Here is a 26,190-nt window from a genome sequence, read left to right as displayed (position 1 = left end):
TCATAGGTCCTGCGGCCCCTCAATGGGGCCGCAGGACCTGTCTTATTCCGCCGCTTCGCGCGCCGGGGCCCCCTCACCATAAGGCACGTTGATCCCGCCATAGCGCCGCACCCGCACGTTGCACTGCTCAGCATGGCCCACAAAACCTTCCAACATGCACAACCGCGAGCCGTAAGCCCCCATCTCTGCCGCCGCCTCATCGGTGGTGATCTTTTGATAGGAATGGGTCTTGAGGTATTTGCCCACCCAAAGACCGCCCGTATAGCGCCCCGCCTTTTTGGTAGGCAGCGTGTGGTTGGTGCCGATGACCTTGTCGCCATTGGCCACATTGGTCCGCGCGCCCAAAAACAGCGCACCATAGCAGGTCATATGCTCCAAGAACCAATCATCCCGGTCCGTCATCACCTGCACATGTTCTGAAGCGATGTCATCGGCGACCTCAAGCATCTCTTCATAGGTGTCGCAAACGATGACCTCGCCGTAGTCTTCCCAAGACACTCGCGCCGTGCCGGCGGTGGGCAGGATGCCGAGGATGCGTTCAATCTCATCCATCGTCTCCCGCGCCAGCTTTTCGGAATTGGTCAGCAGCACACAAGGCGAATTATACCCATGCTCGGCCTGGCCTAGCAGGTCCGTCGCACAGATCTCTGCATCGACAGTGTCATCGGCAATGACCATCGTCTCAGTGGGGCCAGCAAACAGATCGATGCCGACGCGGCCAAAGAGCTGGCGTTTGGCCTCAGCCACAAAGGCATTGCCAGGGCCTACCAACAGATGCACCGGGTCAATCGTCTCGGTCCCGATGGCCATGGCACCTACCGCCTGAATGCCGCCCATCACATAGATCTCATGCGCGCCGCCCAGATGCATCGCGGCAATCACAGCGGGGTTCGGCTCTCCGTTGAAGGGCGGTGTGCAGGCGATGATGCGCGGCACCCCCGCCACGCTGGCCGTAGCCACCGACATATGCGCTGAGGCCACCATCGGGAACTTGCCGCCCGGGACATAACAGCCCACCGATTGCACGGGGATGTTCTTGTGGCCCAAGATCACGCCCGGCTGCATCTCAACCTCGATATCGGTCATGGAATCACGCTGCGCCTGGGCAAACCGGCGCACGTTTTCCTGCGCGTATTTCAGATCTGCCATCTCACGCGGAGAGACTTTGGCCATCAGCGCCTCAATCTCGGACTGGCTGAGCTTGAAGGCAGGGGGGAATAATTGTCGAACTTCTCCGACAGCTCGCGCACCGCCGCATCACCGCGCGCTTCGATGTCTTTCAGCGTGGCCTCAACCACCGCGCGGGTCTTGGCATCGTCATCGCTGCGCTCGGCATCGGATTTGCCGCGTTTGAGATATGTGATTGTCATTGCGTGATCTCCATCTTTTTCCAGATCATCTGAAAGGCCCACGGCATGCGCTGCCACCTTTTGGCAATCGCTTCATCACCGCCGGTGTAGGGCGGATCAAAAAAGTGGGTCAGACTGAGGTTGTTGTTCAAAAAGGCTTGCATATAGCTTGAGAGCGGCCGGTGATAATTCACGATCCGCACGTCTCCCCAAGCTACGGTTTGGTCGCGTTCGCGCGACATTTCATCAACCATATAGACAGCAGCCCCATTGGGCCGGGACAGCCAAGAGCTGGCCTTTGGGGTCAAATCTGCGGGCCGTGCCGTTGCATGCGGGTGCAGGTTCGCGACGATCATCTTGCCGCCTGCGGCCAAGACGCGGGCGGCCTCGGCGATGGCTGTGCGAAACCCTTTGATGTCGATGAGGCTGAGGTAGAAAACAACGGCATCAAACCGGTTGTCCGCAAAGGGCAAGACCTCAGCGCGCGCCTCAACGTAATGCCCCTCTTGATCTACGCTTTGTGCCTGGGCCAGCAACGCGGGCGTAGGATCAAGCCCCACGGTGTTCAGCCCCCGGGCCTGCATCATCCGGCAAAAGCGGCCCTCACCACAGCCGATGTCCAGCACCTCGCCTTGCTGAGGCAAAGCGTCGAGCATCGGGGCATCCATCACGTCCACACGGGTCGGGTCGCCGCCAGCCCGCATGCCCGCGATCCATCCCTGGGCCGATGCGTTCCACATCTCCTGGCTCATGTGGCCTCCGGACGCGGGGCTTCTTTTTCGCCCCTGTCAAAGGCTTCCCAGCCTTCGCCCTGAAACACATCAACGCCAAGCTGAGCGAGCACATGGGGAAAGTCGACCATCACCCAATTGTCCTCAATCTTGCCGTCGCTGACTTTCCAAAAATCCATATAGCGGATCTCAACCCGCTTGCCGGTAGGCGCGATGCCCATGAAGGTGCCGGTGTGCTTGGCCTCTTGCCGGCCAAAGGCCGCCGCCCATTCGCCCATATAAAGCCGCGCCTCATCGACACAGACCTTGTCGGAAAATGCCGCCTGGAAGGGCCGCTGCCAATTGTCCTGAAACTCTTTCAGGCCGATTTTGGTGCCGCAGCCCTGGTTGCCCAACCAGCGGAAGTTTTCGTGAAAAAACGCACCGATGCCGTCGATGGTGTGGTCGTTCAGACCGTCCACCATGCCTTCGATCACAGCGCGGGTATCTTCGGTTTTGCTCATGTCCGTGTCGCGGGACAGGACGGCTTGTTCGGGTCGGGATCCTTTCATGGGATCTTCCTTTCTTGCATAGGTTTCAGATCAGCGCGCGGCTGGCCCCCCTATGAAGTCACGCGGCATCCGGTTGAGTGCCGGATGCCGTGCCAGTGCTGAGCTGCGCGAGGATGAACTCATTGCGTCATCCTTTAACCGCCCCCGCGGTCAAGCCGCTGACGATCTGGCGCTGGAACACCATGACCAACAAGAAAAGTGGTGCCGTGATAGAGACCGCCGCTGCCACCGCCTCTACCTGATCGGTGGTGGTGGTTTCGCGGTTAAAGTAGCCCGCAATCGCCGGAACCATCGTTTGGTTCTGCGCATCCAGCAAAAGTGCCGTCACCAAGAAGTCGTTATAGCCCAAGAGGAAAGAGAACAGACCCGTGGTGATCACCCCCGGCCACATCACCGGCATGATCACCAGGCGGAACGCCTGAAAGTGAGAGCATCCATCGACACGGGCGGCCTCATCCAATTCGGCGGGAATGTTCTGGAAGAAGCTGCGCAGCATCCAGATCGTGAAGGGCTGGTTGATCGCGACCAGCACCGCGATCACCGCATAGGGCTGACCGTAGAGCGTGGGCGAAACCTCGCCAAAGATCGGGCGAAGGATTTCAGCCGAATTGATGAACCAGGGCAGATAGCCCGCTACCAAGACAGAGTGCGGCAATGCGCGGAAGATCAGCGCCAGGATCAACAGCCAGAACGCCAGATCAGAGCCAGAGCGCGCCAGCCCGTAACCCGCCAGCGTGCCCACGGTCAGCGAGATGGTCACAACGCCCGCTGTCACCAGCATGGAGTTCAGGAAGTTGCGATAGAACTCATTCTCTTGCCATACGGCGATGTAATGCTGCGTGGTCAGGCCCAGAATGGGCTCTCCTAGTGGGCCAAGCACGCTGTTCAACCCGCCCAGGGTCATCGGCAAGAGGCCAAGGAAGATCACGATAAAGAGGATCGCATAGACGACCGCCCCGATGATCCAGCCAAAGAACTTGAAGGCGGGGGGCTGTATTGCTCCACCAGCTTGGGCAGCAGCGTGAACATCCAGCGGATCGCAAAATAGAGCACCGCCAGCCCCAGCACGATGTCGATAATCGACAGGCCTTCGCCGCGGGCCAGGGTATTGGGGCCAACGATCACGTCCCAAGGGCTGTCGGCAAAGGCGTCGCGCGGTGCCTTGAAGCTCATGATCGCGATCCACACGATGGGGAAGGCGGCCACGATGCACCAGAACGTCAGGAAGGTGGCGGAGGAAAGACGCAGCGCAAAGGACTGCCGCATGGCTCTTGATGTACTACTCATGATTGCGATCCTTCTGGTATCGACACATCAGTGCGCTCCTCCCTTGTGGTCGCGCCAGGTGCGGCGCAGTGGAATGATCAGCAAGAAGACGATCCCGATCATGGTCAGCATGGCCGAGGCCGAGGCCCGTGCGATGGCCCGGTTGCCCGCGTCATCAGGTGTGAGGAAATCAAAGGTCAGCCACTGCAGCGAGATCACATGCGCCTGGCTGCGGAAGCCCACGATTTCTTCGAACACGCGGTAGACGTCCATCAGGTGGATAAGCGAGATGAAGATGATCAGCGGCATCAGATGCGGGATCACCACATGGCGCAGCCGTTCCCAGCGCGAGGCACCGTCGATCACAGCGCTTTCCAACGTGTCCATGTTCACCGTTTGCAGACCCGCATAGAAGATCACAAAGGCAAAGGGCGCGTTGTTCCAGACCCGGAAGAAATACATCAACAGCTCAATCGTCCAAGCCTGCGCGAACATGGAAATGTTGTTGCCGGTCCAACGCTCCAGCAGCGCGGTCAGTATCCCGTCCCCAACAAAAAGCCAGTAGATCGCCAGCGAGCCGATCACCGGCGTGATGATGAAGGGCAAGAGCGACACAAAAATCACCGGCCCGCGCACCGCCCGCACCGCGTTGTTGACCGCCAGCGCGATCAGCAAACCAGTGACGATGACCAGGGGCAGCGTCAGCAGCGTGAACATCAGGGTAAAGCGCAGCGCCTTCCAGAAATCGATCTGCAGGATCTCACCAAAATTGCCCGCGCCCACGGCCTCCCAGACCTTGTCCATCTGCAGCACGTTCCGATAGCTTTGAAAGCCGACCCACTCCGTGGTGGTGATGGTTTTGCCGTCCTCGTCTAGGGTTGGCACGGTCTTGAGTTCGGTCACACAGGTTTGGGTGATGAAACCGGGCGTGCAGGTTTCGACCTCAATCTGTTGCATCACCGGTTGGGTGATCTGGAACGACTGGATGAACACCGAAATCAGCGGCAAGGCGATGAATATGATCATCATAAAGACCGACGGGGCCACAAAGGCAAAGAAGGTTTTGAAGTTCATCGTATCCCCCAATGGTGTGCCGGGCGTCCGGCGGTCAAAGCGCTGGTGGGCGGTTTTGGCAGGCAGCCCTAAAGGGCGGCCAACAAAACCCGCTCAGAAAGCGGAGCGGCAGGCCGGGATCACCCGGCCTGCCTGCAAAGCTTATTCCAGAACGCCAGCTTCTTTTGCGGCGGTGGTATAGGCGTCTTCGATCGCGGCCAGCGTTGCGGCGGCGTCACGATCCCCTGTCAGGAAGGCAGGGATTTCATTGCCCAGTGCGGTGTGCAACAGACCCATCTGTGTGGTGGATGGGTAAGGCGGAGGCGCTGGGTTGGCGGTTGCCGTTGCAATGGCACCTGCAGAGAGTGGGCCGGTGTGTACCCTTCGACCAACCAGATCGCGGCGTCGTTGGCACCCATGACCATCTCTTTGTCCATGCCTTCCATCGCCAGACGGAACGCGGCATCCGCTTCCTCATCTGAGATGTTGGCCGCAACAACGATGCCGTCCCACCACAGTGTTGTGGCTGGTGCGCCGCCGTCCATCGCGGTGGGGGCTGCGGCCATCTTGACCTTGCCAACCACCTGGCTTTCGGCCTCATCGTTCATCGCACCGGCGCGCGACGCCCAGAGGTTCGCCATGGCGATTTTACCCTGCTGGAACTGCTGCTGCACGTAGGTGGAATCAGATACCAGAACTTCTGGATCGGTGAACTCAAGCGCCATCTTCATGGTCTCAAGCGCCGCCATACCCGCGTCTGAATTCACAGCCGTGGTGTTGTCATCGTTAAAGAACGTGCCACCCTTGCCAGGGTACATGTTCACGAATTCCTGCGCGAGGTTCCAACCGGATTTCATGGTCGCACCCAGAGGGTAGTCCACGACGCCCGCTTCTTTGATCTTGGCCGCAGCCGCATAGACTTCATCCCAGGAGGATGGCTCTGCGATGCCCAGATCGAACAGGATGTCTTCGCGGTACATCAGGTGCTGTGTGTTCACCATCATAGCCACAGCCATGATCTTGCCGTCCACACGGATAAGCTGGTTGGGGCTCAGGTTTTGGCCGTATTTGGCAACCAGATCATCCAGCGGACGAATAGTGCCCGCGTTCAGCAAAGGCGTGATCGTGCCGTTGGAAACACCGCCCAGGTGATAAAGCGATGGGTTGGCTTCAAACGCCGCTGGCTGCTTGGTGCGGAATTCCTGATCCAGCTCAGCCTGGAAATTCCCGCATTCGGCCATCGCATCTGTGACCGCTTTCCAGGCTTCAAAGCCTGCGGACAGCATTTTGACCTCTGTGGTGTTCTCATAGGAACACGCAGCAAAAGCGGAGGTGCCCAAAAGGCTCACCACGCCTGCCAGTGCCAGTTTCTTCAACATCATATTGCAAACTCCCTGTTGCAGTTTTTGGGGTGCATCTTGCAAGCCTGCACCCGTCGTGAACCCGCCTTGCGGCGGGCAATTCTCAGTCCGCGCTGATGCGCTCGCCTGAGGCCCTGTCAAACACGTGACAGATTTCGGGGGGCACGGTGAAAGAGACGCTGTCTCCGATCTCAGCCCGGTATTCTTTGTGCGCTTTGACCGACACCATCTGCCCGCCTGCGCGCACGGCCAACATGACCGCATCGCCCAAAAGCTCAATGGTGTAGATCGGTGCGGTGATCTCGCCCTTGCCATCCTCCGCCAGGCCCGCATCCTCGGCCCGAAAGCCCAGTGTGACCTCACCATCGGCGGCCTTGAGCCCTTCGATGCGCACGTTCGCCCCTTCAAACACACCATCCTTGATCGTGCCGTCCATCAGGTTCATTGCAGGTGAGCCGATGAAAGAGGCCACAAAGGTGTTGGCGGGGTTGTCGTAAATCTCGGTCGGAGTACCGACCTGCTGGACCTTGCCCTGCTTCATCACAACCACACGGTCCGCCAGAGTCATCGCCTCAATCTGGTCGTGTGTCACATAAACGGTGGTCACTTTCAGCTCATGGCTGAGGTTCTTGATCTGCGCGCGGGTCGAGACCCGCAGCTTGGCGTCAAGGTTGGACAGCGGCTCGTCCATCAAGAAGACATTGGGTTCGCGCACGATCGCACGGGCCAGGGCCACGCGCTGACGCTGACCACCTGACAGCTCGGCTGGTTTGCGGTGCAAGAAATCATCCAACTCCACCATGGCAGAGGCGCGGCGCACCTTTTCGTCATGTGTGGCCGGGTCCACTTTGCGCACTTTCAGCGGAAAGCGGATGTTCTCATAGACGTTCATATGCGGGTACAGGCCGTAGGACTGGAACACCATGGCCACATCGCGGTCTTTGGGATCGAGATCATTCACGACCTTGCCGTCGATCACGATTTCACCCTCGGTGATGTCCTCCAACCCGGCAATCATCCGCATCGTCGTTGTCTTGCCACAGCCCGACGGCCCAAGAAGCACCAGAAATTCCTCATCCGCGATGGTCAGGTCGAAGTTACCCACCCCGACAAAGCTGCCCCACCGCTTGTTGATATTGCGCAGTTGAATTTCGGCCATCTGAGTCCCCCTGACATCCCGCCGGAAGCGGTATTTTGTCACGGTGGGTCAGGTTGATCTCATTTTCAAGAGATTTTTGCACACGTTTGCAAAACTCTTCGGAGTGCCTGTTTTCATGGCATTTCCCGCCCGCAATTTACGCATGCGACTTGGGTCAGACGCCCGCGACGGCGGTCACATACCCGCCAAAGGTGATTCGATTTGAGGGGTCAGCCGCGCAACAGCGCCTCAGCCGCCGCCACGATCCCCTCTCGCGATGGTAGCGTGGCACCATAGGCGGGACCGGTCGCAATAAAGCTGTCCTCAGCCGTCAGCCGTGCGGCATTTGTGATGCCCCGCTCCGCCATCAACGCCATCAGCGCCTCAGCCTGACCACCTGTGCGGCGACACTCATCCACGATCAGAACGGGCCGGTCGCCCACGGCCTCAACCAAAGCGGTCTCCGGCAGCGGTGCAATCCAGCGCAGGTCAATCACCCGCGCGGCAACCCCCTGCTCGGCCAGATCATGCTGCGCCTGACGGCTCAGGTAATGGCCATTGCCATAGGTCACGATCGCCAGGTCCGCGCCATCACCATGCACGCCCACGTTGCCCAGGCCGATCCGCTGGTCCGGCGTCGGATAGGACCGCATCCAACCGCCATCGCCAGGGGCCAGCAAATCCCGCATGGGATAAAGCGCGATAGGCTCCAAAAACACCACCACCCGCTGTTCTTCGCGCGCCAAGCGGTGGCATTCGCGGAGCATGCACGCCGCCTCATCCCCGGTAGAGGGGCAAGCGATGATCACCCCCGGAATGTCGCGCAGAACGGCAATAGAGTTATCGTTGTGAAAATGCCCACCAAATCCCTTTTGATACCCCAAGGCTGAGATGCGGATGACCATCGGATTGCTCCATTGCCCCCGGCTGAAGAAAGGCAGGGTCGCCGCCTCGCCCCGCAGTTGGTCTTCGGCGTTGTGCAAATAGGCCAGGAACTGGATCTCGGGCATCGGCAGGAACCCGTTGTGCGCCAGCCCAATCGCCAGACCCAAAATGCTCTGCTCATCCAACAGCGTATCAATCACCCGTGCCGGGCCAAACCGCGCGTGCAGCTTTTGCGTCACGCCATAATTGCCGCCCTTGCGGCCCACATCCTCGCCCATCAACAGGGTCTCTGGTGCCTCCAGCATCAGATCATGCAGCGCCCAGTTAATGAGCCGCGACATCGGCTGTGGTTGATCCATCTGCGCCAGATCAGCGCCAAAGACCTGCGCCCGGTCCGCCGCACTGGGGCTGTTGCGCCGGGCAACCTGGCGCTTGGGGGGCACAAGGCTTTGCATCACATCGGCAGCGGTCTTGAGCCGCGGGACAGCGGCCATCTCTTCCGCGGCCTCCGCCACATCCGCCAAGGTCTGCGTGTAGATCGCCAGGGTTTCCTGCGCGGTTGCGGCACCCGATGTTACAAGCGCCTGCGCGGTATAAAGAAGCGGATCCTGCGCCTCATCCGCCTCAACTTCCGCTTTGGGCAAATAAGACGTCACCACATCCGGTCCCGCATGACCATAAAGCCGCACTGTGCTGAGATGCAAAAACGCAGGCTTGCGGTGTGTCCGCACCCAACGTGCGGCCTCCTCTGCTGCGGCAAGGGCTGCAAAAACATCACGCCCATCCGCTTTGAAATACTGCAGCCCAGGCCGCTGCGCCATAGACCCTTCAACCCAGCCCGTTGGCGTTTTGGTTGAGATGCCAATGCCGTTGTCCTCACAGACCATCAACAGCGGCAGCGGCACGCCCTGTACCGCCGTCCAGCCTGCGGCATTGATCGCGCCCTGTGCCGTGGAATGGTTCAGCGAGGCATCCCCGAAAGAACACATCACAATCCCATCACGCGGCAATATCGCATGCTCAGGCCGGTTGCGCCGCGCCAGGGTAATCGCATGGGCAGCCCCCACCGCCTTGGGCAAATGGCTGGCAATGGTTGAGGTCTGCGGCGGGATCATCAAAGGCCTTGATCCCAAAACCTTATGCCGCCCGCCGCTAGTGGGATCCTCTGCAGCACAGGCAAAGCTCAACAACATATCCCGCATCATGCCCGGTTGACCTGCCTTGGCCGCACGGGCAATCTGAAACGCCGCATCGCGGTAGTGCAAAAAGGCAATGTCATCCACGCGCAAGGCATGCCCCAGCGCCGCCATCCCCTCATGACCCGAAGAGCCGATGGTATAAAACCCCTGCCCACGCTTTTGCATGGCACGGCTTTCAATATCCAACGCCCGCGACAACACCTGCGCCCGGTAAAGCTCAACCGCCGCCGCCGCATGCAGCGCGCCAATTGTCCCCGCCCCTGCCGGAAAATCCCCCGCCGCTACACGGCTCAGGAAATTCTCATGCACAATCTGGACCCGGTCCATCCGATCTCTCCTCAACAGGCACAGGGGGCCGCATCGCCGCGCCCCCTGCTTCATCTTTCCAATATAACTTCAACACCCTCAGCCACAGATGCCCCGCTCGCAGGATCTTAGAAAAACGCCTGCAATCCGGTCTGCGCGCGGCCCAGTATCAGCGCATGCACGTCATGTGTACCCTCATAGGTGTTCACCGTCTCCAGGTTCATCATGTGGCGGATCACCTGGAACTCTCCCGAAATCCCGTTCCCGCCATGCATGTCGCGGGCGTGGCGCGCCACCTCGAGCGCCTTGCCGCAATTGTTGCGTTTGACGATAGAGATCATCTCGGGTGCTGCATTGGCCTGATCCATCAGGCGGCCCACCTGCAAGGAGCCCTGCAGGCCCAGCGCGATCTCTGTCATCATGTCGGCAAGCTTTTTCTGAAAGAGCTGCGTCTGCGCCAAAGGCTTTCCAAACTGCTTGCGGTCCAGCCCGTATTGACGCGCGGCATGCCAGCAGAACTCAGCCGCTCCCATCGACCCCCATGAGATGCCATAGCGCGCGCGGTTCAGACAGCCAAAGGGACCTTTCAGGCCGGACACATGCGGCAGCAAAGCCTCCTCGCCCACCTCAACACCGTCCATCACAATCTCACCTGTGATCGAGGCGCGCAGGCTCAGCTTGTTGCCAACCTTGGGCGCGCTCAGCCCCTTCATGCCCTTTTCCAGCACAAAGCCCCGGATCTTGCCGCCATGCTCTTCGGATTTGGCCCAGACCACAAAAACATCCGCAATCGGCGCGTTGGAAATCCACATCTTGGAGCCGGTCAGCTTGTAGCCCGTGGCAGTTTTTTCGGCGCGGGTCTTCATGCCCGCAGGGTCGGACCCGGCATCTGGCTCAGTGAGGCCAAAACACCCGATCCAGTCACCCGAAGCCAGCTTGGGCAGGTACTTTTTGCGCTGCGCTTCAGAGCCGTAGGCATAGATCGGATACATCACCAAACTTGATTGCACCGACATCATGGAGCGATAGCCGCTGTCCACACGCTCCACCTCGCGCGCGACGAGGCCATAGGAGACGTAGTTGCCGCCCAGGCCGCCGTATTCTTCGGGCAGTGTCACGCCCAAGAGCCCCATGTCGCCCATTTCCTTGAAAATCGACGGATCGGTTTCCTCATTGGCAAAGGCGTTGATCACACGCGGCTGCAGCTTTTCCTGCGCATAGCTTTGCGCGCTGTCGCGGATCATGCGTTCATCTTCTGTCAGCTGGCTGTCCAGACGGAAAGGATCGGCCCAATCGAAACTGCCCAGATCTGGGGCGTCTTTGGCACGCAGGATGGGGGCTTCGGCATTCATGGCATTTCCTTTCATGGCGGCAAGTATCTGGCGGTTTTATTGCAAAGAGGCGGGCAAAAGACTATCGCTGCTTTTATCTGAACCCATGAGAAAAAGTCATATGATCGCGCCGCGCCGTTTTCTGCCGTCCATCTCGGCCCTGCTTGCGTTTGAGGCGGTCGCGCGTCTGGGCAGTGCCACCGCGGCCGCGCAAGAGCTGTCGCTGACCCAAAGTGCGGTCAGCCGTCAGCTCAAGACATTGGAGGCGCAGCTAGATGTGGCCCTGTTGATGCGCCAGGGGCGGCAGTTGCGTCTGACGGAAGCGGGGCAGTCTTATGTCAAAGAGGTGCGCGAAATCCTGAACCGGCTGGCCCAGGCATCCGTTTCGGTGCGCACAAATCCGACGGGGGGCGTGTTGAACCTGGCCATCTTGCCCGCCTTCGGGATGAACTGGCTGGCCCCGCGTCTAAGCGATTTTGCCCAGGCCCATCCAGAGGTCACCGTGAACCTGAGCACAAGGCTCAGACCCTTTGGGTTCAAAGACACCGCTTTTGATGCCGCCATCCACTTTGGTCACGAAGATTGGCCCGGCGTGCGCTACCTGCCCTTACTGCCAGAAGAGGTTGTCCCGGTTTGTGCCCCCGACCTGATCGGTGCACCTTTGCAGGAGGCCGCTGAGATGTTGCAACTGCCACTGCTGCACCTAGAGACACGGCCCAAGGCCTGGGCGCGGTGGCTTGCAGCGCTGGATGTGGCGGATGCCCCGCCCCCCGGCATGGTCTTTGACCAGTTCGCAACCATGGCACAGGCCGCGATCCACGGGCTGGGTGTGGCCCTGCTGCCCACCTTCTTTGCTGAGCCATACCTGCGCGAAGGTAAGCTGACCCAGGCTTTCGCGCATTCCTCCCTCAGCATTGGCAGCTATTATCTGGTCTGGCCCGAGGGCGCGCCGGAAAACGCAGCGCTCAGTTCGTTCATCCGGTGGCTGGCAGATCAGGCCAAGTCAGAGCCTTAAGGCTCGGGGCGAAAAAACGGCTCGGGGTCAAAATTTCGCCGCATTCACCTTCTATTCACCACAACATGAAACGGGTGGGGCCGATTCAAGGAGCACGTTGATGCTTAACTCATACCGCAAGGGCGCTTTGGCCATTGCCGCTGCACTTTCGTTTTCCGCAAGCGCTGCGCAGGCTGAAGAGCATGTCGTTCTGATTGTGGACGGGAGCTATTTCCCTTCCGTGGTGTTTGCCAGCACAGGTGACACCATTCTGTTCAAAAACGAAAGCACCGCAACGCACACCGTTTCTGGTGCCGAAGCTGTCTGGACCTCAGAAGAAATCCATCCCGCTGGTGAATTCGTGCTGCAGTTGGACGAGAGCATTCCGTCCACCTTCTCTGGCACGGGCGGCGGCTTTGAGCTTGCCAATGGTGAGATCGTTTTCGAAAACCTCGCTCAGAACTGATCTGTCGCAGATCGGCAATGACCGCGCTGGCTGGTTCAGCGCGCGGTCTGGCGCGCAAGCGCTTCCCGGCGTGGGCTGATCCCCTTGGGTCAGCCGGCGCCGGTTTCGCTGTCGTCTTCAAAAGGTTCGATAAGCTCTGGCCCGGACGCGCGGTTGGAGTTCACGGCGCGGTCCACGCGGTGCCACTGCAGCAGATCATCGGCTGCGGCAGTCATCAGTGTGGCCGCCCCTTTGCCTGCCTCGCCCAGCCATAACGGCCAGTCCTCTGGCTCCAACACCACGGGCATCCGGTGGTGGATGGCTTGCATCGGCGCGTTGGCGCCTGTGGTGACCACGGCACAGGTCGTCAGATCCTCGCCCGCCGGGCTGCGCCAGGACTGCCACACTGCAGCAAACGCCAGCGGGGCGGTATCCGCGCGTGCAATATACCATGGATCGCGCCCGCCCTCGGCATCTTTGGTCCATTCATAGAACCCCGTGGCAATGATCAGCCCCCGTCGCTGGCGCGCGGCATCCCGGAACGCAGGCTTTTCAGCGATCGTTTCAGCCCGCGCGTTGATCAGCAATGGCCCATCGTTGGGCTTTTTGTACCAGCGCGGGATAAAGCCCCAGCGCATCGCCTGCAGCTTGCGCTCCGCCTGGGAGGAACTGGTGACGATGAACACATCGTTCGTGGGGCAGACATTGTAGTTGGGCACGCTTGGCAAATCGTTCGCCGGGGCTGCCGCGAAAAGCTGCGCCATTGCGTCGGGTGGCAAGGTGACGGCCATACGTCCACACATCGGCTTTATCCATTTTGCTGTTCAGGCACAGTTTAGGATGCGTCACGGGCAAAGCAAAGCGCAGCGCGAAGGCGCTGCGCTCCGCTGAGTGTTTTATTCGGTTTACTGCGAGAAGGCCCCAACCACCGCAGTGATGATCATGTCATGATCCGCCTGGCGCGATGCGCCACCGTCGAGGCAAATGACCTCATCGCCCGGTTCCTCCTCTGCAAGGATCGCCATGCCCGCAGGTTTGCAAACCCCAAGGAAATCGAAATGCGACAGGCTTTGAGGTTCCAAATAGGTCACCACATCCTGCGACAGGGCCGCCTGCAGGGCACGCGATTCAATATCAAGATCAAGGCCTGAGATGTTCTGCGGTGCACCGATTACCAACATCGGCGCGGCAATCTCGGCCAGGCTGTCAGCAGAAAAGGTCTGGGTGCCGCCCAAATCAAAGACCGCAAATGCTTTCACCCTTGGATCGGCACTGCTTTGTTCCAGCGCGCGGATGTCCTGCGGGGTTTGGCCGATCTGCCATTGATCGAAAATACCGCAGACCAGTTCACGGTCGGCGCGCGCTTCGCAGAAGGCTTCAAACCCTGCCGCATCATAGCGCCCGCCTGCCAAGGCAACCGCAGTGTAGCCGCCCAGGGAATGGCCTGCGGCATAGATCCGGTCGGCGTCAATGTGGCCCGCAAATGCGGGATCGCTGAGCATGTGATCAATCAGGCGGGACAGATCGCGGGGCCGGTCCCACATCTGGCGGGCGTGATCCGGATCGCGCAACCAGGTGGAGGTGCCGGGATGGCTGATGGCGGCCACGATATAGCCTTCGTCCACCAGCGCATCGGCCAACCAGCTTTGGTTCATCGCATTGCCGTACATCCCGTGTGACAGCACCACGAGGGGGAATGTCCCCTCTGCCATCGCAGCATCCGGTATGGCCTCAATGCCCTGCCAGACGGCATTGCTGTGCATTTCCTGCGCCCCTGATTTTTCTGATGTCGGATACCAGACAAACCCCTCCAGTGGGCGGTCGGTCCGGGCGTCATTGACCGCGATGGGGGCCAGGCCGGTGGCCCAGCTGGAACCTGCATGTACTTCAATAACAGCGCTCGCGCTCATGGCGATGCTCAGGGCGGCGATGTGCAAAATGTGCTTCATGGTGTGCGTCCTTGTGTTGGCGTGATGCCATCCAAATTGCCGGGCAGGCCAAGTAAAACAATGGGTTGAGCGGCCAAACCCTGTCCTCTATCACGATTGAGGACAGGACCTGCGCAAAAGAGGACATGATTTTGGGCCAGGACATCATTTCTGTGCCGCTGCCGTTCCTGGCCGCGGCGCTTTGCGCCGTGATCGCGCCTTTGATGCTGCGCCTTGATTTGGGTCGGCGCGCAGCAGCGTGGTGCTTTGCCGGGCTCTTTGCCTGCTTTGTGATGCAATCGGCTTTGGTGGGTCTGCGGTTCGGTTATGGCGTGGAGCGGTTTGTAACAGTGCAACGGGTGCTGCCGCTGACAGTTGGTCCCCTGCTCTATCTGGGGTTCATCGCGTTATCGCTGCCTGCTGAGATTTGGCGCAGACGGCTGGTAGTGCATTTGGGCGGTGCGGTGATCGTCGCCAGTGTCTTAGCCGCCTTTGCCAATATCTACCGGGATTTCGATCTGGTCATATCGGCAAGCTATTTGGGCTATGCCGTGGCGCTGTTTTTGCTGTGGCGCAAAGGCCAAGACCAACTGATCCACGCGCGGCTAGACGCCGCCGCCTTGATCCGGCGGTGGATCTTGATGGCGGTGGCGTTGCTTTGTGCGTTGCTGCTGATCGATACACTGATCGCGCTTAGCTTCATGCTGTCGCAAGGCACCCATGCGCCTGCGCTCATTACCTTTGGGTCGGCGGCGCTGATTGGGGTGCTGATCCTGATCCTGACCAAACTGCCGTCGCAGCATTTGAAACTGGATGCGGCCAACCCGCCAACGCCCGGAAAAACGGAGACCGCAGAATCGGATCTGGAGACGCAGGCCCGCGACGTGCTTGAGCGGACGCAGCTTTTTCTGGACCCGGACCTGACAGTGCAACGTCTGGCGCGGCGGCTGAGCGTGCCGGAGCGGGCGCTGTCATCTGCGATCAACCAGACGCAAGGCATGAATGTGTCGCATTATGTGAACGGGTTCCGGCTGCGCCATGCCGCTGGTCTGCTGCGGCAGACAGACGATCCTGTGAGCAAGGTCATGACGCAATCCGGGTTTCTGACCCGGTCAAATTTCTACCGCGAATTTCAGCGCGTCTATGGCATGTCGCCGGCCCAATACCGCAGCGCGGGCAGCAAGACGTGAAAAAGGCGCGCCTTTTTGAGGCGCGCCTTTCCAAAGTGGCATAACCCGCAGGCTTATTTGGCGCTGATGCGCCCGTCTGTGTAGGGTTTGTAGGGTGCGTTTGCCGCCAGGAACTCAGCCGTGACATCGGCAAGGTCAGGCCCAAAGTCATAGGCGTTGGCGGCATCCACAAACATCTTGTAGCCGTCGCCACCGTTGCGCACGTAGTTGTTGGACACCACGCCATAGGTCGCATCCATGTCAATTGGTGCACCACCCACCATCACATCGCTGATCCGGCTGCCAGGCTCTGCGCTGGCGTCAAAGACATAGGACATGCCCGCCACCTGGGGGAAACGGCCCGCGCCATCTTCAATCTGGCCTACGCCGTTTTCAAGGGCGGCAACCAAGGTGGCGCCAGTGACCTCAAAAGTGGACAGCGTGTTCTGGAACGGCAGCACGGTCAGCACTTCGCCCATGGTCACATCGCCCGCGTCAATAGAGGCGCGCAAGCCACCGCCGTTTTGCAGCGCGATCTGAATGCCCTGATCCTTCACCCGGTCCAGCATGGCGTCGGCCACCAGATTGCCCATCGGACATTCCATCGCGCGGCACACATCACGGGAACCTTCGATCAAATCAGCGCTTGAGGACACCACGCGGCTGCGCAGCTCTTCCAGCGGTTTGGCCAACTCAGCCATGCGCGCCACGGCGGCAGGGTCTTCGGCCACGGAGGCATCAAGCAGGATCGGTTCACCCGAGATGGCGGTGACGTCACCTGCGTCGTCAAAGGTGACGCTGATCTCGCCCAGGTATTTGCCGTAGGCATAGGCCTGAAAGATCGGCACGCCATTCTCAACCGTCGGATAAGGGCCTGCGGCCCGTTCGGCGGTGTTAGACAAAAGCGTGTGGCTGTGCCCACCGATGATCATATCCACACCGGTTAGCTCTTGCGCCAGGCGCTTGTCCTCGGGCAGGCCCACATGGGTGAGCAGCACGATTTTGTTCACCCCTGCCGCCGTGAGCGCGTCAATCTCAGCCTGGGCTGCATCAACGGTGGAGGAAAACACAACGCTGTCGCCCGGCGAAGATGTCTCGGGCGTGTCTTCGGCAAGGACCGAGACCACGCCCACCTGCGTGCCCGCCACCTCAAGAACGGTGGATTTCTGCACCTTATCGGCCAGCATGTTGTTCTGGCTCACGTCGATGTTGGCAGAGATCACGGGCAGGCTCACCTTATCCAGGAATGCTGCCAGGCCTTCGGGGCCATCGTCAAATTCATGGTTGCCCACGGCCATGGCGTCATAGTCCAGCAGTGTCATGAACTCTGCCGCAAGGTCCCCGCCATATTGGGTATAATAGAGTGACCCCTGGAACTGGTCGCCCGCGTCCAGCAGCAGCACGTTTTCGCCCGCCCGTGCACGGGCGTCGGTCACAGCTGTGATCATCCGCGCGATGCCGCCAAAGCATTTCCCTTCGGCATTGTCTTCTGCACCGCAGGTGGAATCGTATTTGCTGATCGGTTCAAACCGGTCATGGAAGTCATTGGTGTGCAAAATGGTGAGGCTTGTGTCCGCCGCCGCAGTGCCCGCCATCAGGCCCAGAGCCGCAACGCCTGTCATCAGTCGTTTCATTGGTCTCCCCTTATGTTTTGGATTCTATGCCACCACCGTGCCGGGTGCGCCGGGGGGTGTCAAAGCGTTTTCGGGCCCTAATGGCAAACCAAGGGGCTTGGCCGCGGCTCTTGACCCTCAGAAGGCAGACAGGCATCACCGGCGCATGTTGATCTACAAAATTTTCCGCGCCGATGAATGGCAAACGCTCCGCTCTGAGAAGGTCACCGCAGGTGCGCCGATTGATTTGGCGGACGGCTATATCCACTTCTCCACGGCCGCGCAGGCGCAAGAAACAGCGGCAAAGCACTTTGCCGGGGTTGAAAACCTATTCTTGTTGGCCGTGGATGCCGACAGGCTGGGGGCGGACCTGAAATGGGAGGTGTCGCGCAATGATGATCTCTTCCCGCATCTCTACCGCAACCTGACCTTAGAAGATGTCGCCTGGGCGCAGCCCTTGCCGCTTGAGGGTGGTGTGCATCAGTTTCCCCCCGGTTTTGAAGGTGCCGATACATGAGCCGCTATATTGACCCCGACCGCGCGCAGTTTGACGCGTTCAAAGACCTCGACCGCGATGCGCCTTTGAACATGCTGAATTTGGTGGCGTTCAACGATCTGGCCAATTACCCCGGCGATCACACGCTGGCCCGCGACGGGCTGACCGGGGCTGAGGCCTATGCGCTATATGGCAAGCATACCGCGCCGATCTTGGCATCGGTCGGCGGCAGCATTCTTTGGCGCGGCACTTTTGATCTGACGCTGATTGGCCCGCAGAATGAAACCTGGGATACGGCATTTATCGCGGCCTACCCTTCGGCGCATGCCTTTTTGGCCATGGTATCTAACCCGGAATACCAAAAAGCTGTGGTGCATCGGCAGGCGGCGGTAAAAACCTCGCGTCTGATCCGCACCCAGAACGCTGGCACAACGGATCGTTTTTCGTGAAGGCGGTGTTGGAACAGATGGGCCTGGCCGCCCTTCAGATGACCGATCCTGAGCGCGCCCATGGGCTTGCGATCACGGCGCTGCAAACCGGACTTGCCCCTGCGCCGGGCGTCATCACCTCGGACCGGCTGAAGACACAGATCGCGGGGATCGACCTGCCCAACCCCGTTGGCCTGGCCGCAGGTTTTGACAAGAACGCAACAGCGCTTGGCGGGCTGCAACGGGCGGGCTTTGGCTTTGTTGAGGTGGGGGCGGCCACCCCGCTGGCGCAGCCAGGCAACCCAAAGCCACGGCTGTTCCGGCTGACCGAAGACCGCGCGGCGATCAACCGCTTTGGCTTTAACAATGACGGAGCCGAGGCGATTTGCACCCGGCTGGCCGCACGCCGCAAACGGGTGCCGGTGGGCCTGAACCTTGGGGCCAACAAGACCAGCACGGACCGGGCTGCGGATTTTGCCAAGGTGATGGAACAGGCCCGCGCGCATGTGGATTTTGCAACCGTCAACGTCTCTTCGCCCAACACGGAAAAGCTGCGCGACCTGCAGGGCAAAGCCGCCCTCGCCGCTTTGCTGGAGGGTGTTATGGCGGTGCGTGGCGACACCCCTGTGTTCCTGAAAATTGCGCCTGATCTGAACGATGCAGAAGTGGCTGACGTGGCCGAGGTTGCCCAAAACGCAGGCGTCGCGGCGATCATTGCCACCAACACCACATTGGACAGGACCGGTTTGCGCAGCCGCCACTCAGATGAAGCGGGCGGGCTTTCTGGTGCGCCGCTTTTTGACAAATCCACGCGTGTGCTGGCGCGGCTGTCGACGCTCACGGATGTGCCGCTAATCGGCGTGGGCGGCATCAGCTCAGCCGAGGAGGCTTACGCCAAGATCCAGGCGGGCGCGGAGGCGGTGCAGCTTTATACGGCGATGGTTTACGGCGGGCTTTCATTGGTGGAGCGGATCGTGCGCGGTTTGGACAAACTGCTGGCGCGGGATGGTTTTGCATCCGTGAAGGATGCTGTTGGCAGTGATCGGGAACGCTGGCTCTGACAGATATGGGGGGCCAGCGCCCTAGGCCAAAGCGCGCTCTAATGCCGGGTAGCGCAAGCCAAGGGTCACGCCCCGCGCCACAAAGGCGATCAGCATCGCAGACCAAAGCCCATGGTTTCCAAAGGGCGGCAGCAAAAGGGCCAATGCGATCAGGTAGATCCCAAAGGACACCGCCATCATATTACGCATATCGCGCGATCGTGTGGCCCCAATAAAAATGCCGTCCAGCATGAATGCCGCACAGCCTGCAAGCGGCACCAGTGCGACATAGATCAGATAGCTGCGCGCAACCTCTCTGACCTCAGGCGCGGTGGTCATCAGATCAATGATGGCAGGCCCCGCAACCAGAAAAACCAGCACCAACACAACTGAGACGGCCCCCGCCCAGAACGAGGCATAAAGCGCGCCGCGTCGCAGACGGCTCAGGCTCTTGCTGCCCACGGCCTTGCCCACCAAAGCCTCAGCCGCAAAGGCAAAGCCATCCAGACCGTAGGCGGTGATCATCAAAAATTGCAGCAGCACCTGATTGGCCGCCAGTGTCACATCCCCCATGTCTGCGGCAAAGAAAATGAACGAAATGAACATCGCCTCCAACAGGAGCGACCGGATCAGGATGTCGGCATTCAGCTTGATCATCCGCACCCAGCGCGCCCGGTGCAGCACCTGGGCCCAGTTCCGCCAGGCCGGGCCCAGAAACACCGACCGGCAAAACCACAGACCAAGTGCGGCCCCAGTCCATTCCGCCAGGAAAGTGGCAAAGGCCACGCCCGTCACGCCCCAGCCCAATCCCAGGACAAACCAGAGGTCCAACACAATGTTCAGGCCATTCATCCAAAGCTGGATCACCAGAACCGCGCGCGTCCGCTCTTGGGCGATTAACCAGCCGGTGATGGCATAAAGTGAGATGGCCGCAGGCGCAGACCAGATCCGGATTTGCATATAGTCCCGCGCGAGGTTTTCCACCTCAGCCGAGGCCGGAGAGACCTGGAAAGCTGCCCACATCAACGGCAGTTGCAGGGCGATCACAAGCGCACCTGCACCTGCTCCGATCATCAGGCCCCGGGTCAGCAAAGCGGCCACCTCTGCGCGGTCCCCCTCCCTGACGCTTGCGCGGTCAGACCCACCGTGCCCATCCGCAGGAACCCGAAAAACCAATAGAAGGCTGACAGAATAATGGCCCCGATGCCCACGGCACCGATGGGGGCTGCCAGGCCCATTTGACCCACAACGCCAGTATCCACCGCGCCCAAGATCGGCACGGTGGCATTGGAGATGACAATGGGCACCGCAATGTGCAGCACACGCCGGTGTGTGATCGGCTTTTGCGCGGGTGGGGGCACCTCAGGGGCGGCTGTGGCCATCCTATTTGGCCGTGCGCGGCATCACGAAATGCCCCACGGCCTGCGCAAAGGGACGCGCGCGGTTGTCTTGCCAGCCCTCTACCCGCACGCTGGCATAGCGCCGTCCGGCGCGGGTGATATGCGCGCGGGCATAGGCATCACGCGGCAGACCGGAGCGCAGATAATCGACCGTGAAATCCACCGTTTTGGGCAGGCGCGGCAGTGTCTCGGGGCTAAGGTTTTCGACGTCCAGCGCGCCGCTTTCCATGTCTTCCCACATCACCGCCCAATTCAGGCCGATGATGGCCGTCACCTCTAAGAAAGCGGCCGTGGCACCGCCATGCAGCGCAGGCAAAAGCGGGTTGCCGATCAGCTCTTCTTTGAAGGGCATAAGTGCTGTCAGTTCATCACCGCGACGTTCAAACACGATGCCCATAAACTGGATATAGGGCACACCTTCGACCAGCGTGCGCAGTACGGAATCACGGCGCTGTTTGACAACCTGCACAGGCTCGGGGCGCTTTTTCATGCTCAATCCCCCACCGTGAATGTGCCTGTGGCCGTGGCCACCGGGTTCTGCGCATCGTCATCCAATGCAGTTGCGCGCACAAAGGCCACGGAGCGTGTGATGTGGTAACAGGTGGCCGTCGTTGTGATGCCTTGCCCTGGGGTTGCGGCCCGCAAATACTCTATCCGCAAATCAATCGTCGCCGTCAGGCTGGGCGCGTCTGGATGGCTCATCACGGCCGCACCACAACAGGTGTCCATCAGCGCCGAGACAGCGCCGCCATGCAAAACGCCTGTCTTTGGATCCCCGATCAGCTTTTCGGCATAGGGCATTGAGATTACGGCCGTGCCGGCATCAAGCTTGTCCAGCGTCATCCCCAGCGCTTGGGCATGGGGCAGCAGCTTAATGAACTGAACGGCAGCTTTATGGTCCATAGGGGATGCGCGGTCTTGCTTTTGGTTTCGCACCCTTATCCGCGCAGACCTGCCAAAGGGCAAGGCCGCCTGTTGCGCTTGTGCTGCCATCGTCATAACCTGAACGCCCGAGGGAGAGCTAAAATGGCAGACGACCGCCTTACGTTCAAAGAGATGTGCGCAACCTTCGACGTCACACCGCGGACGTTGCGGTATTATGAATACATTGAGCTTTTGCAGCCGGACAGGGAAGGCCGGTCGCGGTTCTATGGCCCGCGCGAATGTGCCCGGATGAAGTTGATCCTGCGTGGGCGCAAATGGGGTTTTCCTTTGGAAGGCATCCGTCAGTGGCTGTTGATGTATGAAAACGAAGGCACCGAAGCGCAGATGCGCGCATGGGTCGAATACGCGGACAAACAGTTGCTAGAACTGGAAGAGCAGCGTGCGCAATTGGACGAAGCGATTGAAGAGCTTCAACGCTCCCGCGATGATAACGCCGCTTATCTCGAAGAGATCCAAAAGAAAAAGGCCTGACCTTTTTTCGGCCCCCACTTCTGAATACGATGTCGTGCAAAAGCGCCTTGCCTGGCAGTACAATTGTTTGTTTTTGCCTGGGCTTTGCGTTCGGTTTGCCGCCCTGCAAGGGTCGATTTCAAGGTTTACCCGAGTTACACCTACGTAAACTTGCAAAGTGACGTGACGTCCTACTTACGTAAACGTAGTCCGCTATTGTAAGACAGCTCAACCACCCGCACATGCCAACCGCAACACCGTTTTCACTGACGAAAGATGCTACGATGCAAAGCGATACAATGACCATTCGCGAGATGTGTGACGCCTTTGAAGTCACGCCCCGGACATTGCGGTTTTACGAAGCGAAAGAACTGCTGTTCCCTGTGCGCCAAGGCCAAAAGCGCCTGTTCACCAAACGTGACCGCGCCCGGCTCAAGCTGATCCTGCGCGGCAAGCGGTTTGGGTTTTCGCTGGAAGAAATTCGCCAGCTTTTGGATTTGTACCACGTAGGCGACCAACAGCAGACGCAGTTTGCGCGCGCCTATGATGTGGCCCGCGAGCGGCTGGCAGATATGCAAGCCCAGCGCGATGAGCTGGACCATGCCATCCAAGATTTGAAAGAACAGCTGAAATGGGGGGAAAAGATGATCGCCTCCATGAAGCAAACCCGGAGCGCGGCAGAATAAGCCACGCAACCGGTCAGAATACCCCAACAAAAGCGAACAAGTTTTAGGGAGAGCCTCATGCCTACATATACCCCCCACCAAAGACATGCAGTTCGTGCTGCACGACGTGCTGAAAGTCAGCCAAGCCAAGATCCCTGGCTATGAGGATCTGGAGCCCGATTTCACCTCTGCCATTCTGGAAGAGGCGGGCAAGCTGACAGCCGAAGTTGTGGCCCCCCTCAACGTTGTGGGCGATACCGTGGGCTGCAAGTTGGAGAACGGGATTGTCTATACTCCTCCCGGTTTCAAAGAAGCCTTCGACCAGGTGAAAGAAGGCGGCTGGACCGGTCTGGACATGCCCGAAGAATACGGCGGGCAGAACATGCCTTACGTGATCGGCACCGCGGTGGGTGAATATTTCTCCTCTGCCAACCAGGCGTTCACCATGTACCAGGGTCTGACCCATGGCGCGGCTTCTGCCATTTTGGCCCACGGGTCTGAGCAGCAAAAAGACACCTATCTGCCCAATATGGTCTCTTGCGAGTGGACCGGCACGATGAACCTGACAGAGCCGCATTGCGGCACCGATCTGGGCATGATGCGCACCAAAGCGGCACCGCAAGCCGATGGCAGCTATAAGATCACCGGCCAAAAGATCTTTATCTCCTCTGGCGAACACGACATGGCCGACAACATCATCCACCTGGTGCTGGCCAAGATCGAAGGTGGCCCAGAGGGCATCAAAGGCGTGTCGCTTTTCATCGTACCAAAGTTCATGGTCAATGAGGACGGATCCTTGGGCGAACGCAATGGCGTGGCCGTCGGCTCCATTGAGGAAAAGATGGGCATCCACGGCAACTCCACCTGCGTGATGAACTATGACGGCGCGACCGGGTTCCTTTTGGGCGAAGAGCACAAGGGCATGCGCGCGATGTTCACCATGATGAATGAGGCCCGTTTGGGCGTGGGCATGCAGGGTCTGGCGCAGGCCGAAGTCGCCTATCAGAACGCGCTGACCTATGCCAAGGACCGCATCCAGGGCCGCGCCGTAACCGGGGTAGAAGCACCTGAAAAGGCCGCTGATCCGATCATCGTGCACCCCGATGTGCGCCGCTCTTTGATGGATCAGAAAAGCTTTGCGGAAGGCGCGCGCGCCTTCATCCTGTGGGGCGCCACCATGATCGACGCCGCCCACAGGTCCGAGGACGCGGACGCCGATGGTCTGGTGTCTTTGCTGACGCCGGTGATCAAAGGCTTCTTGACCGATGTCGGCTATGACATGACCGTCAAGGCCCAGCAGGTTTACGGCGGTCACGGCTATGTTGAGGAATGGGGCATGTCCCAGTTCACCCGCGATGCCCGGATTGCGATGATCTATGAAGGGGCCAACGGTGTACAGGCGCTTGACCTGGTGGGCCGCAAGCTGGCGCAAGACGGCGGCAAACATGTGATGGCCTTCTTTGATCTGGTGAAATCCTTCATCAAGGAAAACGCGGGCCAAGATGACGCCTTTGACAAGGAGTTCATGGAGCCGCTGAAAGCGGCCTCCAAGGATCTGCAGGCGGCGGGCATGTTCTTTATGCAGAACGGCATGAAGAACCCCAACCACGCGCTGGCGGGCTCCAATGACTTTATGCACATGTTCGGCCATGTTTGCCTGGGTCTGATGTGGGCCAAGATGGGCCTGGCGGCGAAAGACGCGCTGGCAAATGGCGCATCTGACGTGGCGTTCTATGAGACAAAGCTGGCAACAGGCCGTTACTACATGGCGCGTCAGCTGCCTGCGACGGCGCTGCACCTGACCCGTATCCAATCTGGTGCGGACACGGTGATGGCACTGGACGCTGCAAACTTTTAATGGTCCGGCGGGGGCTGCCCCGCCCGGCCCACCCCAAACCGGAGAGACAATGCCAAAACGCTTTCGCCTCACCCGTCGCTTCCCGGTCGCCATGACCGAGGATGGCTATCGCCGCCTGAAGAAATTCAGCACGGATGCGGGCTTGGACGAGGGCGAGGCATTGTCCTTTCTGTTTGAGAATTTCAATTCAGTCATGAACGAAGAGAACCTGACAGCCCGGCTGCGGCTCTTCACTGCTGACCTCGACGACCGCAAACGCTAATCAAGAGGCCCCCCATGAAAGATTTTGCCACCACCCAATCCAGCTGGATGACAGACGAGCATCAGATGATCGCGGATATGACCGCGAATTTCATTAATACCGAATGGGCCCCAAAGTTTGAAAAGTGGCGCAAGCAGTCTGAAATGGACCGCTCCACCTGGAATGAGGCGGGCGAGCTGGGTCTGCTTTGCCCTTCCATCCCCGAGGAATTTGACGGAGCGGGCGGTGATTTTGGCCACGAAGCGGCGATCCTGCTGGAAGTGGCCCGCGCCAACCTCGCCTCTTGGGGGCACGGCATCCATTCCGGTATCGTGGCGCATTACATCATGGCCTACGGCACGGAAGAGCAGAAGAAACGCTGGCTGCCCAAGATGGTCACCGGCGAGATGGTCGGCGCGCTGGCGATGACCGAGCCCTCTGCTGGCTCTGACGTCCAATCCATCAAAACCAAGGCCATCAAAGACGGCAACGCCTACCGCCTGTCCGGCCAGAAGACTTTTATCACCAACGGTCAACACGCAGAGCTGATCATCGTGGCGGCCAAGACCGACCCCACGCAAGGCTCCAAAGGGGTCAGCCTGGTGGTGGTCGAAACCGAAGGAGCCGACGGTTTCCAACGCGGTCGCAACCTGGAAAAGATCGGCAAACATGCCTCTGACACCTCAGAACTTTTCTTCGACAACGTTGAGATCCCGCCAGAGAACATCCTGGGCGGCGAAGAAGGCAAAGGCTTTTACCAGATGATGCAGCAGCTGCCCCAAGAGCGCCTGATCATCGCCTGCGAAGCCGTGGGTGCCATGGAAGGCGCGGTTGAGCGGACCATCCAATACTGCAAAGAACGCGAAGCCTTTGGCGGCAACCTCCTGCAGTTCCAGAACACCCGGTTCAAACTGGCAGAATGCAAAACCAAGACCATTGTTGCGCGCGCTTTCCTGGATCAATGCATCGCCGAACACCTGCGCGGTGAGCTGACCGTGGACCGCGCTGCGATGGCGAAATACTGGCTGACGGATACGCAAGGCGATGTTCTTGACGAATGCCTGCAGTTGCATGGCGGCTACGGCTTTATGCAGGAATATGCGATTGCAGAGATGTGGACCGACGCCCGTGTGCAACGCATCTATGGCGGCACCAATGAGATCATGAAGGAACTGATTTCGCGCAATCTTTGAGCGCGGGACGGGATGAGGTGTTGGAATTGAGTTTTATTGGAAAGATGAAGCCGGGCCGGAGCGTTCACCCCGCCACGCCGCGCATCAAAGATGCAGGCGGCGTGGCGGAGCTTCACCTTTCACCCGGGTTATCTCTCCAGCATGCCGGGCACCTG

23 protein-coding genes and 4 pseudogenes are annotated in these 26,190 nt (G+C 59.7%); 11 read left to right on the top strand and 16 right to left on the bottom strand.

The genetic code is table 11. The features are described 5' to 3' along the window. Nucleotides 1–42 precede the first annotated feature (42 nt). The 10 genes and pseudogenes from hisD to ACZ1HM_RS05075 all read right to left on the bottom strand — a co-directional run bounded on the left by hisD (nt 43) and on the right by ACZ1HM_RS05075 (nt 11,191). Nucleotides 43–1,370: pseudogene (gene hisD, locus ACZ1HM_RS05120) on the bottom strand (histidinol dehydrogenase). Beyond that, complete coding sequence (locus ACZ1HM_RS05115) at nt 1,367–2,101, bottom strand: class I SAM-dependent methyltransferase (RefSeq protein ID WP_472741741.1); 735 nt, start codon at nt 2,099–2,101, stop codon at nt 1,367–1,369. The pseudogene hisD and the gene ACZ1HM_RS05115 overlap by 4 nt, the downstream one beginning before the upstream one ends. After that, nucleotides 2,098–2,631 (bottom strand): ester cyclase, encoded by a 534-nt coding sequence (locus tag ACZ1HM_RS05110; RefSeq protein WP_472741739.1) that lies wholly within the window; start codon nt 2,629–2,631, stop codon nt 2,098–2,100. The genes ACZ1HM_RS05115 and ACZ1HM_RS05110 overlap by 4 nt, the downstream gene beginning before the upstream one ends. Before the next feature lie 127 nt (nt 2,632–2,758). After that, nucleotides 2,759–3,918, bottom strand: a pseudogene (locus ACZ1HM_RS05105) (carbohydrate ABC transporter permease). Nucleotides 3,919–3,945: 27 nt separating this feature from the next. Beyond that, a complete protein-coding gene (locus ACZ1HM_RS05100) occupies nt 3,946–4,971 on the bottom strand; it encodes a carbohydrate ABC transporter permease (RefSeq protein ID WP_472741737.1) in 1,026 nt (341 codons plus the stop codon). 141 nt (nt 4,972–5,112) lie between these two features. After that, nucleotides 5,113–5,238: a hypothetical protein gene (locus ACZ1HM_RS05095; protein WP_472741735.1), complete on the bottom strand. Its 126-nt coding sequence runs from the start codon at nt 5,236–5,238 to the stop codon at nt 5,113–5,115. Next, nucleotides 5,199–6,332 (bottom strand): ABC transporter substrate-binding protein, encoded by a 1,134-nt coding sequence (locus ACZ1HM_RS05090; protein WP_472741733.1) that lies wholly within the window; start codon nt 6,330–6,332, stop codon nt 5,199–5,201. Before ACZ1HM_RS05090 ends, ACZ1HM_RS05095 begins: the two co-directional genes overlap by 40 nt. 82 nt (nt 6,333–6,414) lie before the next feature. Next, nucleotides 6,415–7,470: an ABC transporter ATP-binding protein gene (locus ACZ1HM_RS05085; RefSeq protein WP_472741731.1), complete on the bottom strand. Its 1,056-nt coding sequence runs from the start codon at nt 7,468–7,470 to the stop codon at nt 6,415–6,417. A gap of 209 nt (nt 7,471–7,679) precedes the next feature. Beyond that, complete coding sequence (locus tag ACZ1HM_RS05080) at nt 7,680–9,860, bottom strand: thiamine pyrophosphate-dependent enzyme (RefSeq protein WP_472741729.1); 2,181 nt, start codon at nt 9,858–9,860, stop codon at nt 7,680–7,682. A gap of 107 nt (nt 9,861–9,967) precedes the next feature. After that, a complete protein-coding gene (locus ACZ1HM_RS05075; protein ID WP_472741727.1) occupies nt 9,968–11,191 on the bottom strand; it encodes an acyl-CoA dehydrogenase in 1,224 nt (407 codons plus the stop codon). A 100-nt stretch (nt 11,192–11,291) separates the two neighbouring features. Between ACZ1HM_RS05075 and ACZ1HM_RS05070 the strand changes: the two genes are divergently transcribed. Further along, nucleotides 11,292–12,185, top strand: a complete 894-nt coding sequence (locus ACZ1HM_RS05070) for a LysR substrate-binding domain-containing protein (RefSeq protein ID WP_472741725.1) — start codon at nt 11,292–11,294, stop codon at nt 12,183–12,185. 100 nt (nt 12,186–12,285) lie between these two features. Then, nucleotides 12,286–12,630, top strand: a complete 345-nt coding sequence (locus ACZ1HM_RS05065; protein ID WP_472741723.1) for a cupredoxin domain-containing protein — start codon at nt 12,286–12,288, stop codon at nt 12,628–12,630. Between the two features lie 89 nt (nt 12,631–12,719). Here ACZ1HM_RS05065 and ACZ1HM_RS05060 read toward each other — a convergent pair whose 3' ends face one another. Together ACZ1HM_RS05060 and ACZ1HM_RS05055 are read right to left on the bottom strand one after the other, a co-directional pair. Beyond that, a complete protein-coding gene (locus tag ACZ1HM_RS05060) occupies nt 12,720–13,412 on the bottom strand; it encodes an SOS response-associated peptidase (protein WP_472741721.1) in 693 nt (230 codons plus the stop codon). Nucleotides 13,413–13,514: 102 nt separating this feature from the next. Beyond that, on the bottom strand, nt 13,515–14,558 hold the full coding sequence (locus ACZ1HM_RS05055; protein WP_472741719.1) for an alpha/beta hydrolase family protein: 1,044 nt from the start codon (nt 14,556–14,558) through the stop codon (nt 13,515–13,517). A gap of 65 nt (nt 14,559–14,623) precedes the next feature. Here ACZ1HM_RS05055 and ACZ1HM_RS05050 point away from each other — a divergent pair, with 65 nt between their 5' ends. Further along, a complete protein-coding gene (locus tag ACZ1HM_RS05050) occupies nt 14,624–15,727 on the top strand; it encodes a helix-turn-helix transcriptional regulator (protein ID WP_472741717.1) in 1,104 nt (367 codons plus the stop codon). 53 nt (nt 15,728–15,780) lie between these two features. Here the strand turns inward: ACZ1HM_RS05050 and ACZ1HM_RS05045 are convergent, their stop codons facing one another. Beyond that, nucleotides 15,781–17,340 carry a bifunctional metallophosphatase/5'-nucleotidase gene (locus ACZ1HM_RS05045; RefSeq protein WP_472741715.1) on the bottom strand — a complete coding sequence of 520 codons (1,560 nt, stop codon included), beginning with the start codon at nt 17,338–17,340 and terminating at the stop codon, nt 15,781–15,783. A gap of 145 nt (nt 17,341–17,485) precedes the next feature. Here ACZ1HM_RS05045 and ACZ1HM_RS05040 point away from each other — a divergent pair, with 145 nt between their 5' ends. From ACZ1HM_RS05040 to ACZ1HM_RS05030, 3 genes are read left to right on the top strand one after another with little or no spacing between them, the layout of a single operon-like run. Then, nucleotides 17,486–17,836 (top strand): DUF952 domain-containing protein, encoded by a 351-nt coding sequence (locus ACZ1HM_RS05040; RefSeq protein WP_472741713.1) that lies wholly within the window; start codon nt 17,486–17,488, stop codon nt 17,834–17,836. Continuing rightward, nucleotides 17,833–18,264: a DUF1330 domain-containing protein gene (locus ACZ1HM_RS05035; protein ID WP_472741711.1), complete on the top strand. Its 432-nt coding sequence runs from the start codon at nt 17,833–17,835 to the stop codon at nt 18,262–18,264. Before ACZ1HM_RS05040 ends, ACZ1HM_RS05035 begins: the two co-directional genes overlap by 4 nt. A 17-nt stretch (nt 18,265–18,281) precedes the next feature. Continuing rightward, a complete protein-coding gene (locus tag ACZ1HM_RS05030; protein WP_472744566.1) occupies nt 18,282–19,304 on the top strand; it encodes a quinone-dependent dihydroorotate dehydrogenase in 1,023 nt (340 codons plus the stop codon). Nucleotides 19,305–19,325: 21 nt separating this feature from the next. On the opposite strand, the pseudogene ACZ1HM_RS05025 reads toward ACZ1HM_RS05030, so the two are convergent. The 3 genes and pseudogenes from ACZ1HM_RS05025 to ACZ1HM_RS05015 form a co-directional block, all read right to left on the bottom strand. Then, nucleotides 19,326–20,665, bottom strand: a pseudogene (locus ACZ1HM_RS05025) (MATE family efflux transporter). A gap of 1 nt (nt 20,666) precedes the next feature. Continuing rightward, on the bottom strand, nt 20,667–21,173 hold the full coding sequence (locus tag ACZ1HM_RS05020) for a PaaI family thioesterase (RefSeq protein ID WP_472741709.1): 507 nt from the start codon (nt 21,171–21,173) through the stop codon (nt 20,667–20,669). A 2-nt stretch (nt 21,174–21,175) separates the two neighbouring features. Next, nucleotides 21,176–21,586 carry a PaaI family thioesterase gene (locus ACZ1HM_RS05015; protein WP_472741707.1) on the bottom strand — a complete coding sequence of 137 codons (411 nt, stop codon included), beginning with the start codon at nt 21,584–21,586 and terminating at the stop codon, nt 21,176–21,178. 123 nt (nt 21,587–21,709) lie between these two features. Here ACZ1HM_RS05015 and ACZ1HM_RS05010 point away from each other — a divergent pair, with 123 nt between their 5' ends. The 5 genes and pseudogenes from ACZ1HM_RS05010 (at nt 21,710) to ACZ1HM_RS04990 (ending at nt 26,035) form a co-directional block, all read left to right on the top strand. Then, nucleotides 21,710–22,099, top strand: a complete 390-nt coding sequence (locus ACZ1HM_RS05010; RefSeq protein WP_472741705.1) for a MerR family transcriptional regulator — start codon at nt 21,710–21,712, stop codon at nt 22,097–22,099. A 263-nt stretch (nt 22,100–22,362) separates the two neighbouring features. Further along, on the top strand, nt 22,363–22,764 hold the full coding sequence (locus tag ACZ1HM_RS05005) for a MerR family transcriptional regulator (protein WP_472741703.1): 402 nt from the start codon (nt 22,363–22,365) through the stop codon (nt 22,762–22,764). Between the two features lie 57 nt (nt 22,765–22,821). Beyond that, nucleotides 22,822–24,601, top strand: a pseudogene (locus ACZ1HM_RS05000) (acyl-CoA dehydrogenase C-terminal domain-containing protein). A gap of 49 nt (nt 24,602–24,650) precedes the next feature. Continuing rightward, nucleotides 24,651–24,863 (top strand): hypothetical protein, encoded by a 213-nt coding sequence (locus ACZ1HM_RS04995; RefSeq protein ID WP_472741701.1) that lies wholly within the window; start codon nt 24,651–24,653, stop codon nt 24,861–24,863. A 14-nt stretch (nt 24,864–24,877) separates the two neighbouring features. After that, nucleotides 24,878–26,035, top strand: a complete 1,158-nt coding sequence (locus ACZ1HM_RS04990) for an acyl-CoA dehydrogenase family protein (RefSeq protein WP_472741699.1) — start codon at nt 24,878–24,880, stop codon at nt 26,033–26,035. The last annotated feature ends 155 nt before the right edge of the window (nt 26,036–26,190 follow it).

It is taken from the genome of Sulfitobacter sp. GN1-4, assembly GCF_055693825.1.
The sequence above is the reverse complement of the archived record's forward strand: the minus strand, read 5'-3'. Positions and strand labels throughout refer to the sequence as shown.

Coding starts and splice junctions, on each gene's coding strand:
- ACZ1HM_RS05115 (WP_472741741.1), bottom strand. CDS start 2,101: ATGAGCCAGGAGATGTGGAACGCATCGGCCCAGGGATGGATCGCGGGC.
- ACZ1HM_RS05110 (WP_472741739.1), bottom strand. CDS start 2,631: ATGAAAGGATCCCGACCCGAACAAGCCGTCCTGTCCCGCGACACGGAC.
- ACZ1HM_RS05100 (WP_472741737.1), bottom strand. CDS start 4,971: ATGAACTTCAAAACCTTCTTTGCCTTTGTGGCCCCGTCGGTCTTTATG.
- ACZ1HM_RS05090 (WP_472741733.1), bottom strand. CDS start 6,332: ATGATGTTGAAGAAACTGGCACTGGCAGGCGTGGTGAGCCTTTTGGGC.
- ACZ1HM_RS05085 (WP_472741731.1), bottom strand. CDS start 7,470: ATGGCCGAAATTCAACTGCGCAATATCAACAAGCGGTGGGGCAGCTTT.
- ACZ1HM_RS05080 (WP_472741729.1), bottom strand. CDS start 9,860: ATGGACCGGGTCCAGATTGTGCATGAGAATTTCCTGAGCCGTGTAGCG.
- ACZ1HM_RS05075 (WP_472741727.1), bottom strand. CDS start 11,191: ATGAATGCCGAAGCCCCCATCCTGCGTGCCAAAGACGCCCCAGATCTG.
- ACZ1HM_RS05070 (WP_472741725.1), top strand. CDS start 11,292: ATGATCGCGCCGCGCCGTTTTCTGCCGTCCATCTCGGCCCTGCTTGCG.
- ACZ1HM_RS05065 (WP_472741723.1), top strand. CDS start 12,286: ATGCTTAACTCATACCGCAAGGGCGCTTTGGCCATTGCCGCTGCACTT.
- ACZ1HM_RS05060 (WP_472741721.1), bottom strand. CDS start 13,412: ATGTGTGGACGTATGGCCGTCACCTTGCCACCCGACGCAATGGCGCAG.
- ACZ1HM_RS05055 (WP_472741719.1), bottom strand. CDS start 14,558: ATGAAGCACATTTTGCACATCGCCGCCCTGAGCATCGCCATGAGCGCG.
- ACZ1HM_RS05045 (WP_472741715.1), bottom strand. CDS start 17,340: ATGAAACGACTGATGACAGGCGTTGCGGCTCTGGGCCTGATGGCGGGC.
- ACZ1HM_RS05040 (WP_472741713.1), top strand. CDS start 17,486: ATGTTGATCTACAAAATTTTCCGCGCCGATGAATGGCAAACGCTCCGC.
- ACZ1HM_RS05035 (WP_472741711.1), top strand. CDS start 17,833: ATGAGCCGCTATATTGACCCCGACCGCGCGCAGTTTGACGCGTTCAAA.
- ACZ1HM_RS05030 (WP_472744566.1), top strand. CDS start 18,282: ATGGGCCTGGCCGCCCTTCAGATGACCGATCCTGAGCGCGCCCATGGG.
- ACZ1HM_RS05020 (WP_472741709.1), bottom strand. CDS start 21,173: ATGAAAAAGCGCCCCGAGCCTGTGCAGGTTGTCAAACAGCGCCGTGAT.
- ACZ1HM_RS05015 (WP_472741707.1), bottom strand. CDS start 21,586: ATGGACCATAAAGCTGCCGTTCAGTTCATTAAGCTGCTGCCCCATGCC.
- ACZ1HM_RS05010 (WP_472741705.1), top strand. CDS start 21,710: ATGGCAGACGACCGCCTTACGTTCAAAGAGATGTGCGCAACCTTCGAC.
- ACZ1HM_RS05005 (WP_472741703.1), top strand. CDS start 22,363: ATGCAAAGCGATACAATGACCATTCGCGAGATGTGTGACGCCTTTGAA.
- ACZ1HM_RS04995 (WP_472741701.1), top strand. CDS start 24,651: ATGCCAAAACGCTTTCGCCTCACCCGTCGCTTCCCGGTCGCCATGACC.
- ACZ1HM_RS04990 (WP_472741699.1), top strand. CDS start 24,878: ATGAAAGATTTTGCCACCACCCAATCCAGCTGGATGACAGACGAGCAT.